The 9,544-nt window shown below is 64.7% G+C and carries 8 protein-coding genes and 1 pseudogene; 2 read left to right on the top strand and 7 right to left on the bottom strand.

Annotated elements, in window-relative coordinates:
- Nucleotides 1–122: 122 nt before the first annotated feature.
- A complete protein-coding gene (locus M1B35_RS28635; protein WP_259740441.1) occupies nt 123–326 on the bottom strand; it encodes a hypothetical protein in 204 nt (67 codons plus the stop codon).
- Nucleotides 327–651: 325 nt separating this feature from the next.
- On the opposite strand from M1B35_RS28635, the pseudogene M1B35_RS32450 reads away from it, so the two are divergent.
- Nucleotides 652–1,932: pseudogene (locus tag M1B35_RS32450) on the top strand (methyl-accepting chemotaxis protein); the annotation flags it as partial.
- Nucleotides 1,933–2,034: 102 nt separating this feature from the next.
- On the top strand, nt 2,035–2,790 hold the full coding sequence (locus tag M1B35_RS32445; RefSeq protein ID WP_425273458.1) for a methyl-accepting chemotaxis protein: 756 nt from the start codon (nt 2,035–2,037) through the stop codon (nt 2,788–2,790).
- Here M1B35_RS32445 and M1B35_RS28625 read toward each other — a convergent pair.
- The 6 genes from M1B35_RS28625 to benA all read right to left on the bottom strand — a co-directional run bounded on the left by M1B35_RS28625 (nt 2,775) and on the right by benA (nt 9,361).
- On the bottom strand, nt 2,775–3,986 hold the full coding sequence (locus M1B35_RS28625) for a benzoate/H(+) symporter BenE family transporter (RefSeq protein ID WP_268263727.1): 1,212 nt from the start codon (nt 3,984–3,986) through the stop codon (nt 2,775–2,777). The two genes, M1B35_RS32445 and M1B35_RS28625, sit on opposite strands and share 16 nt — an antisense overlap.
- A gap of 63 nt (nt 3,987–4,049) precedes the next feature.
- Entirely contained in the window at nt 4,050–5,378 is a 1,329-nt protein-coding gene (locus M1B35_RS28620; protein ID WP_268263726.1) for an MFS transporter, read from the bottom strand.
- 249 nt (nt 5,379–5,627) lie between these two features.
- Nucleotides 5,628–6,401, bottom strand: coding sequence for a 1,6-dihydroxycyclohexa-2,4-diene-1-carboxylate dehydrogenase (locus M1B35_RS28615; RefSeq protein ID WP_268263725.1), 774 nt, complete (start codon nt 6,399–6,401; stop codon nt 5,628–5,630).
- 86 nt (nt 6,402–6,487) lie between these two features.
- Complete coding sequence (gene benC / locus M1B35_RS28610; protein ID WP_268263724.1) at nt 6,488–7,501, bottom strand: benzoate 1,2-dioxygenase electron transfer component BenC; 1,014 nt, start codon at nt 7,499–7,501, stop codon at nt 6,488–6,490.
- 10 nt (nt 7,502–7,511) lie between these two features.
- Nucleotides 7,512–8,000, bottom strand: a complete 489-nt coding sequence (benB, locus tag M1B35_RS28605; protein WP_123335602.1) for a benzoate 1,2-dioxygenase small subunit — start codon at nt 7,998–8,000, stop codon at nt 7,512–7,514.
- On the bottom strand, nt 7,997–9,361 hold the full coding sequence (gene benA / locus M1B35_RS28600; RefSeq protein ID WP_268263723.1) for a benzoate 1,2-dioxygenase large subunit: 1,365 nt from the start codon (nt 9,359–9,361) through the stop codon (nt 7,997–7,999). The genes benB and benA overlap by 4 nt, the downstream gene beginning before the upstream one ends.
- Nucleotides 9,362–9,544 lie beyond the last annotated feature (183 nt).

Below are 9,544 nucleotides of genomic sequence, written 5' to 3'. Positions count from 1 at the left end.
TACCCTGCGACCATCACACACCGTGTAGGAGCCGGCTTGCCGGCGATGGCGATCTTGCGGACGCTATCGCTGGCAAGCCAGCTCCTACAGGTGGAGGGTGCTGTGCTTGGTGTGGGGTCGGGTCAGCGGCGATCGCCACCGCCGGGGCCGCCACGGCCACCGCCGTCGTAGCCACCGGGACCACCGCCGTGGCCACCGCCATGACCGCCACCACCACCGCCCGGCGGGAAGAACATCCAGCAGCCCGACAGGGATGACAACAGGGCGATCAACGCCGCTGCTTGGGTAATTCGCTTCACCATCATGTGCTCACTCTCATAGTCCATAAGAAAGAAACTTTCTTGGCAGTTCAGACAGTGTGCTTTTCGCTTTGAGCACGGTTTCTATGTAAAGAATGGGTAAGTGTTGTATCGGAAATGATTCATTTACCCACCGATGATCACCCGCCCCCTTGCGACAGCGTCTCAAGACGTTCGCAAACTGCGACACCGCGCCCCCACCACCCCCGTACCAACACCGATACACGCCTTAAAATTCAATAACTTGGCTAAGTGCCATTGACTGGCACAGGCCTTGCTCCGTGGCTTTTCGTTTGGTGCGAAGGCCTTTCACCGCCCTCGCCCCGCCCTTCCAGCCAGCGAGTGCCGTGCCATGTTCGAGCGACTGACCATCCGCCTCAAAATCGTCCTGCTGTCGGGGGTTTGCCTGTTGAGTGTGATCGCGCTGGTGGTGGGCATGAACCTCTACCAAAGCGCCGCCACCAACCAGCAGGTCAAGGACGCCAGCAGCCAGATGCTCACACACGGGGTGCAGAACCTATTGCAGGCCAAGGCGGCGGAAAAGGCCCAACTGCTGCAGCGCAATTTTTCCGAGAGCCTGCAGGTGGTCAATGGCCTCAACGCCCAGCTCCTGCAACTGCGCGGCCTGCTGCACAGCCAATCGCTGAGCCCCGAAACGCTGCGCCATGAGGTCAACCAAAGCCTGCGCAATGCCTTCGAGCACAACCCGACGCTGCTCGGCGTGTGGCTGGTGATGGAAGCCAACGGCCTTGACGGCCGCGACGCCGAATTTGCCGGCAACCGCACCCCGGGCTCCAATGAGCAAGGGCGTTTCGCCAGCTACTGGAACCGCTCCGGCGGCAGCGGGCAGAACCTGGCCGTGGCCGAGCAGGACATCAACAACGACGCCCCCGGCATCAGCGGCGCGCCCTACAACGCCTTCTACAGTTGCCCGAAAAACACCGGCAAGACCTGCCTGCTGGAACCCTACGCCGACGCCGTCAGTGGCCAGACCCTGGTCATGACCTCCATCTCCCAGCCCTTACGGGTGGACGGCCAGGTGATCGGCGTGGTCGGTGTCGATATCGCCCTGGACACCCTGCAAGCCGCCGCCGTGGATGCCCGCCGCGAGCTGTTCGAGGGTGCCGGCAACATGCTGATCCTCTCCAGCAGTGGCGTGCTGGCCGGCGCCAGCGGCGCCCCCGACAAGCTCGGGCAGAAGGTGCAAAACGCCCTCGGTGCATCCGGCGAGGCGCTGCTGCAACAGCTGCGCAGCAATCAGCCGCAGACCCTGGACCAAGGCGAGTCGATCCGCGCGCTGTTCCCGGTGCCGCCGATTGCCGGCGCCAGCCCCTGGGCGGTGGTGATCGACCTGCCGAAACAGGTGCAACAGGCCGATGCCCTGAGCCTGCAACGGCTGCTGGAAAGTGCCCAGCACGACAACCTGCTCAAGACCCTGCTGGTGACTGCCCTGGCCGCCGCCCTCGGCCTGCTGCTGATGGGCCTGTGTGCCGGCAGCGCCACCCGGCCGATCAAGCAGGTGGCGGCCATGCTCCAGGGCATCGCCAGCGGCGACGGCGACCTGACCCAGCGCCTGGGCTACAGCCGCCGGGATGAATTGGGCGAGTTGGTGCAAGGCTTCAACCGCTTCCTCGACAAGCTGCAGCCGCTGATCCGCGACATCAAACTGAGCATCACCGAAGCCCGAGGCACGGCCGATCAGTCGTCGAACATCGCCCGCCTCACCAGCCAGGGCATGCAGACCCAGTTCCGCGAGATCGACCAGGTGGCCACCGCCGCCCATCAAATGAGCGCCACCGCCCAGGACGTGGCGCAAAGCGCAGCCAGTGCCGCCCAGGCGGCCAAGGGCGCCGACCAGTCGACCCAGGACGGCTTGCAGATCATTGCCCACAGCACCCGGGCCATCGAGCACCTGGCGGCGGATGTCGGCCAATCCATGGGCCAGGTGCAGACCCTGGCGGCCAACAGCGTGCAAATCGGCCAGGTGCTGGAGGTGATCCGCAGCATCGCCGAGCAGACCAACCTGCTGGCCCTGAACGCTGCCATCGAAGCCGCCCGGGCCGGGGAAAGCGGACGCGGTTTTGCCGTGGTGGCCGATGAGGTGCGCAACCTGGCACGGCGCACCCAGGATTCCATCGAGCAAATTCGCGGGGTGATCGAGCAGATCCAGGGCAGTACCCAGGCGCTGGTGACGTCGATGCACAGCAGCCACAGCCAGGCCCAGGACAGCGCCAGCCAAGTGCAGGATGCGGTGGCGGCGTTGCAGCGAATCAGCCAGGCGGTGCTGGTGATCAGCGACATGAACCTGCAAATCGCCAGCGCCGCCGAGGAGCAGAGCGTGGTCGCCGAAGAGGTCAATCGCAACGTGGCGGCGATCCGTCAGGTCACCGAAACCCTGAGCGGCCAGGCCGACGAATCGGCCCAGGTCAGCACCCAGCTCAACGACCTGGCGACCCAGCAACTGCGCCTGGTGGATCAGTTCCGGGTCTGAACCCTTTCCGCTGCGGCCGCCGCTAGCCGTGGGCGGCGCAGGGTCAGCACGGCGTGGGCAGCGAGGCCGAAGATCAGCCCCCAGAACGCCGCCGACAAGCCGAACAAAGACATGCCCGAGGCCGTGACCAGAAAGGTGATCAGCGCGGCCTCGCGGTCATGGGGCACCGCCATGGCACCGCTCAAGGCACCGCCAATGGCCGCGAACAGCGCCAAGCCCGCCAGGGCCGCGATCAGCTCCCGGGGGAAGGCGCTGAACAGGGAAACCAGGGTCGCGCCGAAGATCCCCAGCACCAGGTAAAACACCCCGCCCATGACCCCGGCCATGTAGCGCTTGGCCGGGTCGGCATGGGCCTCGCGCCCGGTGCAGATGGCCGCGGTGATCGCCGCCAGGGTCAGGCCGTGGCAGCCGAACGGCGCCAGCACCAGGCTGGCCAGGCCCGTGCTGGCGATGATCGGGCTGGCCGGGGTTTGATAGCCGTCGTTGCGCAGCACGGCGATGCCCGGGACAAATTGCCCGGTCAGGGCCACCACCACCAACGGCAGCGCCACGTTGAACAGCCCATGCCAACTGAAAGCCGGGCTGATCCAGTGGGGCGTGGCCAGGCCGATCACCAGGGCCGACTGCTGGATCTCCCCGGCACCCAAGGAAATACCGCAGCCCACCAGCAGCACCGCCAACACTGCGTAGCGCGGCAACACCCGCTTGAACAGCAAGTAGGTGGCGAACATGGCCCCCACCAGCAGCGGCTTGTCGGCCATGGAGCGGAACAGTTGGGTGCCGAAACTGAAGAGGATCCCCGCCAGCATCGCTGCGGAAATCGCCGCCGGCAGCTTGCCGATGACCTTGTCGAAAATACCGCAGAGCCCCACCAGCAGAATCAGCGCACTGGCCACCAGGTAGGCGCCCACCGCTTCATTCAGGCTGATGCCCGGCAACAGCGCCACCAGCAACGCCGAGCCCGGCGCCGACCAGGCGATGATCACCGGCACCTTGAAGCGCAGGCTGAGGACGATGCCCAGCACTCCGCTGCCGATGGAAATGGCCCAGACCCAGGACGCCAGCACCTCCTCGGGCAAACCGGCAGCCTTGGCCGCCTGGAAGATAATCACCAGGGGCCCGGCGTAGGAAATCAGCGTGGCGATAAAGCCGGCCACCACGGCCGACAGGGAAAAGTCCTTGAACAGGCTGTTCATGCTCACTCCAAAACCGCGGGCGGCGCGGCGGCATCCGTGCTCGCCGCACCGCCCTGTGACGGACTAGGCGCTGGCCTCGGCCAGGGGCTGAGTCCGAGCCGGGCGCTGATAGACAAAACACATGGCCAGGGCCGCCACCGCACCGGGAATGGCGAAAGCCATGAAGTTGTAGTGCAACGGCAACTGGATGCCCACCAGGGCACCTCCCAGGATCGGCCCGACAATCGCCCCGCTGCGCCCGATGCCCGAGGCCCAGCCAAGGCCGGTGGAACGCATGGCCATCGGGTAGAACTGGGCGACGCAAGCATAGGCCAGGATCTGCGTGCCGATGGTGGTGGCGCCGGCAATCGCGATCAAGCCGTAAAGCACCGCCGTCGGGCTCTTGAAGCCCAGCAGGCTGATGGACAGCGCCGCCACCACAAAGAACGCCACCAGGACTTTTTGCAGCTTCAGCCGGTCACCGATCCAGCCACCGCCCACGGCGCCGAAGATCGCCCCGAAGTTCAGCACCAGCAGGAACATCAGGCTCGACCCCAGCCCATAACCGGCGCTGGCCATCAGCTTGGGCAACCAGGAATTGAGGGCGTAGACCATCAACAGGCAGCAGAAAAATGCGACCCAGAGCATCAAGGTACTCAGGGCCCGGCCATCGCGAAACAGCTGCACCACCGGCGTGCCCGGAGCTTTGAGCGCGGCCTTGATGAACACGTCGCCGGCTTGCGGCACAAAGCTCGGTTCGATGCGCTGCAACACCTGCCGCGCCTCTTCCTCCCGCCCCTGGCGCAGCATGAAACCCACCGACTCTGGGAGGAACTTGAGGATCAGCGGCAACAGCAGCAAGGGAATCACCGCCACATAGAACACCGACTGCCAGCCGAAATTCGGCAGCAGCACAATGCCCAGGCCGGCCGACAGCATGCCCCCCACCGAATAGCCGCTGAACATGATCGCCACCAGGGTGCTGCGGATTTTCTTCGGCGCGTATTCGCTCATCAACGCCACCACGTTGGGCATCACCCCGCCGATGCCGAGGCCGGCGATAAAGCGGCAGATGCCGAACTCCGTGGGGTTGCGGGCAAAGCCGTTGAGCACGGTAAAGCCGCTGAACAGGATCACGCAGACGGCGATCACTTTCTTGCGCCCGATACGGTCCGACAGCGAACCGAAAAACAGCGCGCCGAACATCATGCCGAACAACGCGTAACTGCCCAGTGTCCCGGCCTGCAGCGGGGTCAGGCCCCACTCCTGCATCAGCACCGGCAGCACCACGCCGTAGATCACCAGGTCGTAGCCGTCGAAGATGATGATCAGCGCGCACCAGAACAGCACGCGCCAGTGGAAGGCGTTGAAACGCGCCTCGTCGATCAGGGTATTGCTGTCTATTTTTCGCATGGCATCTGACTCTTGTTGTTGTTTTTAGAGACCGGGTGGACGTGTTGTTTGGGGGTTGAGGTTGGGGGTTGATTCAGGGGGACCTTGGCGTGGCGGATCGCCGGCAAGCGGGCTCCTACAAAACCCCTGCAACACCCTGCCCCCTGTAGGAGCTGGCTTGCCAGCGATGGCGCCCTCAAGGCCTATGCAACATCCAAGGCCCTCATCGCCGGCAAGCGGGCACCGGCAAGCCGGCTCCTACATAGGGGGTCAGCCTTGGTCGCCACCGCCTACGGGCATGACCATGCCGGTGATGTAGGAGGCTTCGTCGGAGGCCAGGAAGAGGATCGCCGCGGCCTGTTCGTCGATGGTGCCGTAGCGTTTCATCTGGGAGCTGTCGAGGGTCTGATCGACAATCTGCTGGTACCAGACTTTCTCTTCCGGGCTCTGTTCGGCGCTGTTGCGGGGGATGCGTCGTGGCGGCGCTTCGGTGCCGCCGGGGGCGGTGGCATTGACCCGGACGCCGCGCCCGGCGGTTTCGAAGGCCAGGCAGGCGGTCAGGGCATTCACCCCACCCTTGGCCGCGCCATAGGGCACGCGGTTGATGCTGCGGGTGGCAATGGACGAAACGTTGACGATGGCGCCGCTGCCCTGCTCCAGCATGAACGGCAGCGCGGCGTGGCAGCACCACAGGGTCGGGAACAACGAACGGCGGACTTCGGCTTCGATCTGCGCCGGCTCGTAGTGCTCGAAGGGTTTGGCCCAGATGGTGCCGCCGACGTTGTTGACCAGCACGTCGAGGCGGCCGAAACGCTCGACAGCGGCGGCCATGACGCGTTCGCATTCGGCGTATTGCTCAAGGTCGGCGGTCAGGGCCAGCACCGCGTACTGGGCGGCCAGTTCGGCCTGGAGTTCGAACACCAGTTCGGAGCGGTCCACCAGGATCAGGCTGGCGCCCTCCTCGGCCAGGCGCTCGGCGACACGCCGGCCGATGCCTTGGGCGGCGCCGGTGACCAGGGCGACTTTGTTTGGGAAGCGGTTCATGGCGACCTCGGGGTTAGGGTTGAGGAGCTGGGTGTTGATGCGGGCCTCATCGCCGGCAAGCCGGCTCCTACAACGGCGATATGGGCTCAGGCGGCGCTGGCGGCGAACTTCTCGTAGTAGAAGTTCGCCGGGGCGATGCCTTGTTCGCGGATGAACTGGCTCACGGCCTCGACCATCGGCGGCGGGCCGCACAGGTACACATCCACATCCCCGTCATTCAGGTGCTGGGGTTCGATGTGCTGGGTCACGTAGCCCTTGAGCGGGTGCTGGCTCTCGGGGTTGGCAACGCAGGCGCTGAAGCTGAAGTTGGGGATGCGCGCGGCCAAGGCTTCCAGGCGGTCCAGCTCCACCAGGTCGAAGTCGTTGGTCACGCCGTAGATCAGGTGCAATGGGTGCTCGCTGCCCTGCTCGGCAATCTTCTCCAGCATCGCGGTAAAGGGCGCAAGGCCGGTGCCGCCGGCCAGTAGCAACAGCGGCCGGCGAATGTCCCGCAGGTAGAAGCTGCCCAGGGGGCCGGCCAGGGTCATGCTGTCGCCGGCCAAGGCCCGCCCGGTAAGGAAGCTGCTCATCAAGCCGCCGGGCACGTTGCGGATCAGGAAGCTGACCTCGCCGTCGCGCTGCAGGGAGCTGAAGGAATAGGCCCGGGTCTGCTCGCTGCCGGGCACCCCGAGGTTGACGTACTGCCCCGGCAGAAACGCCAGCTTGCTCAGGGACTCGCCCTTGATCGACAGGGCGATGGTGCTGTCGGAGAGCTGGCGCACCGCGCTGATGCTGGCACTGAAGGTCGCCTGCGCCGTGCGGCAAACGTCGGACGAGGCCGGCACCCGCACCACGCAATCGCTCAAGGCGCGCATCTGGCATGTGAGGACAAAACCCTGCTCGGCCTCGTCGGCGGTCAAGGCGTCTTCGATGTATTCCTCGCCCAGGTCATAACGCCCTGCCTCGGCAAAGCATTTGCAGGTGCCGCAGGCGCCGTCGCGGCAGTCCAGGGGGATGTTGATGCCTTGGCGATAGGCTGCGTCGGCCACGGTTTCCCCGGCGTTGGCGGCGACGAAACGGGTCACCCCGTCTTCGAAGTTGAGTGCGATTTGATGGGTCATGGCAGTCGCCTCAGAGGTGGTAGAAATCGACGACCTGGCGAACGTAATCGTTCTTCAGGATGACTTTCTTGGCCTTGATCAGCGGGTTGTCGCCGCGCACATCCAAGGTGTAGAAACTGCTGCCGAAGTAGCTGTCCACGGTCTTGTAACGAAAGCTCAGGGTGTGCCAGTTGAAGCGCACCGTGCACAGGCCGTCGGCCTGTTCCAGCAGCTCGATGTTGCTCAGGTTGTGCGAGGTGCGGGTGTCGGGAATGCTCGCGCTGGAGCGTTCGGTCTTGATCCGGAACACCCGGTCTTCCAGGCCGCAACGGTTGCCGTACCAGATCAGCGAAATTTCCCGCTGCGGGTCTTCGGTCAGCTCGTCGTTGTCATCCCAGGACGGCATCCAGAAGGTGGCGTCGGGGGCATAGAGTTCCAGCCAGCTGTCCCAGTCCTTGTCGTCCAGGTAGCGGGCCTCGCGGTACAGAAAGTCGCGCACGGCGTCGTAGGAAAGGCTCATTGCACGGCCTCCACGGCAATCTTGCGGGACTCGTCGGCCGCCAGGGCGCGGAGCATGGTTTCCTGCCAGTACTTGTGCTGCATCACGAACAGGCCTTCGTCTTCGGTGCGCACGCCGCTGAGGATCGGGTGCAGGTCAATCTCTTTCGCCGCCTCGTCCGGGCCTTCGACCCAGTGCTCGGCCCCGCGGGACATGTCGTTCCAGGCGCTGGTGCTGCCCTGGTAGCCCATCTGGCAGGAACGGAATTCCTCCAGGTCGTCGGGGGTGGCCATGCCGCTGACGTTGAAGAAGTCTTCGTACTGGCGAATGCGGCTGGAGCGGGCGTGGTCGCTTTCGCCCTTGGGCGCGATGCAGTAGATGGTGATTTCGGTGCGGTCCACGGAGATCGGCCGGGCAATGCGGATCTGCGAGCTGAACTGGTCCATCAGGTAGACGTTGGGGTACAGGCACAGGTTGCGCGAGTTCTCGATCATCCAGTCGGCGCGGGCCTGGCCGAAGTCCTGGGCCAGTTCGTCGCGGCGCTCGTAAAGCGGGCGGTCTTCGGGGTTGGACCAGCGGGTCCAGAGCAGCATGTGGCCCTTGTCGAAGGAGTAGAAACCACCGCCCTGCTTGGCCCAGCTGCCGGCGCTCATGGTGCGGATGTCTTCGCCCGCCTCACGCTGTTTGCGCTGGTTCTGGGTGGCGGCGTAGTTCCAGTGCACCGAGCTCACGTGGTAGCCGTCGGCGCCGTTTTCGGCGGTGAGTTTCCAGTTGCCTTCGTAGATGTAGCTCGAGGAGCCGCGCAGCACTTCCAGGCCGTCGACGGACTGGTCGACGATCATGTCGATGATCTTCGCCGACTCGCCCAGGTGCTCCACCAGTGGCACCACATCGGCCTTGAGGCTGCCGAACAGGAAGCCGCGATAGGACTCGAAACGCGCCACCTTGGTCAGGTCGTGGGAGCCTTCGCAGTTGAAGCTCGACGGGTAACCTGCGGCGGCCGGGTCCTTGACCTTGAGCAGCTTGCCGGAGTTGTTGAAGGTCCAGCCGTGGAACGGGCAGGTGTAGGACGACTTGTTGCCGGTCTTGTGTCGACAGAGCATGGCGCCGCGGTGGCTGCAGGCGTTGAGAAAGGCGTTGAGCACCCCGTCCTTGTTGCGCGCAATAAAGATCGATTGGCGGCCCATGGTGGTGGTGTAGTAATCGTTGTTGTTGGGGATCTGGCTCTCGTGGGCCAGGTACAGCCAGTTGCCTTCGAAGATGTGTTGCATCTCCAGGTCGAACAGCCGGGGGTCGGTGAACATCTCCCGCTTGCAACGGTAGACGCCTTGCTCTTTATCTTCTTCAAGCAGGGAGTGAAGGTATTCGGGTCGCAGGGACATGGCCGCCGCCTCCATTGTTTTTATCAGGCAGGCTCATGCTAGGGCGGGGGTTGAAGGGGCAATATCCGTTGCGTGCAGACCACTATCCGTTTTCTGCAAGGTGCCGGGCGATGACGGTCTTCAGCGTTGTGTTGCGCTGGCGGGCCTCATCGCTGGCAAGCCAGCTCCTACAGGGGGGCCAGC

Origin of the sequence: Pseudomonas morbosilactucae (genome assembly GCF_023241665.1) — a bacterium.
Classification (GTDB): Bacteria; Pseudomonadota; Gammaproteobacteria; order Pseudomonadales; family Pseudomonadaceae; genus Aquipseudomonas; species Aquipseudomonas morbosilactucae.
This window is presented reverse-complemented; position numbering and strand designations above follow the sequence as displayed.

Bases quoted from the DNA above. Each gene is read 5' to 3' on its own strand.
- M1B35_RS28615 (WP_268263725.1), bottom strand. From the start codon at position 6,401: ATGAACCGCTTCCCAAACAAAGTCGCCCTGGTCACCGGCGCCGCCCAA.
- benA (WP_268263723.1), bottom strand. From the start codon at position 9,361: ATGTCCCTGCGACCCGAATACCTTCACTCCCTGCTTGAAGAAGATAAA.
- benB (WP_123335602.1), bottom strand. From the start codon at position 8,000: ATGAGCCTTTCCTACGACGCCGTGCGCGACTTTCTGTACCGCGAGGCC.
- M1B35_RS28625 (WP_268263727.1), bottom strand. From the start codon at position 3,986: ATGAACAGCCTGTTCAAGGACTTTTCCCTGTCGGCCGTGGTGGCCGGC.
- M1B35_RS28635 (WP_259740441.1), bottom strand. From the start codon at position 326: ATGGACTATGAGAGTGAGCACATGATGGTGAAGCGAATTACCCAAGCA.
- benC (WP_268263724.1), bottom strand. From the start codon at position 7,501: ATGACCCATCAAATCGCACTCAACTTCGAAGACGGGGTGACCCGTTTC.
- M1B35_RS32445 (WP_425273458.1), top strand. From the start codon at position 2,035: ATGCAGACCCAGTTCCGCGAGATCGACCAGGTGGCCACCGCCGCCCAT.
- M1B35_RS28620 (WP_268263726.1), bottom strand. From the start codon at position 5,378: ATGCGAAAAATAGACAGCAATACCCTGATCGACGAGGCGCGTTTCAAC.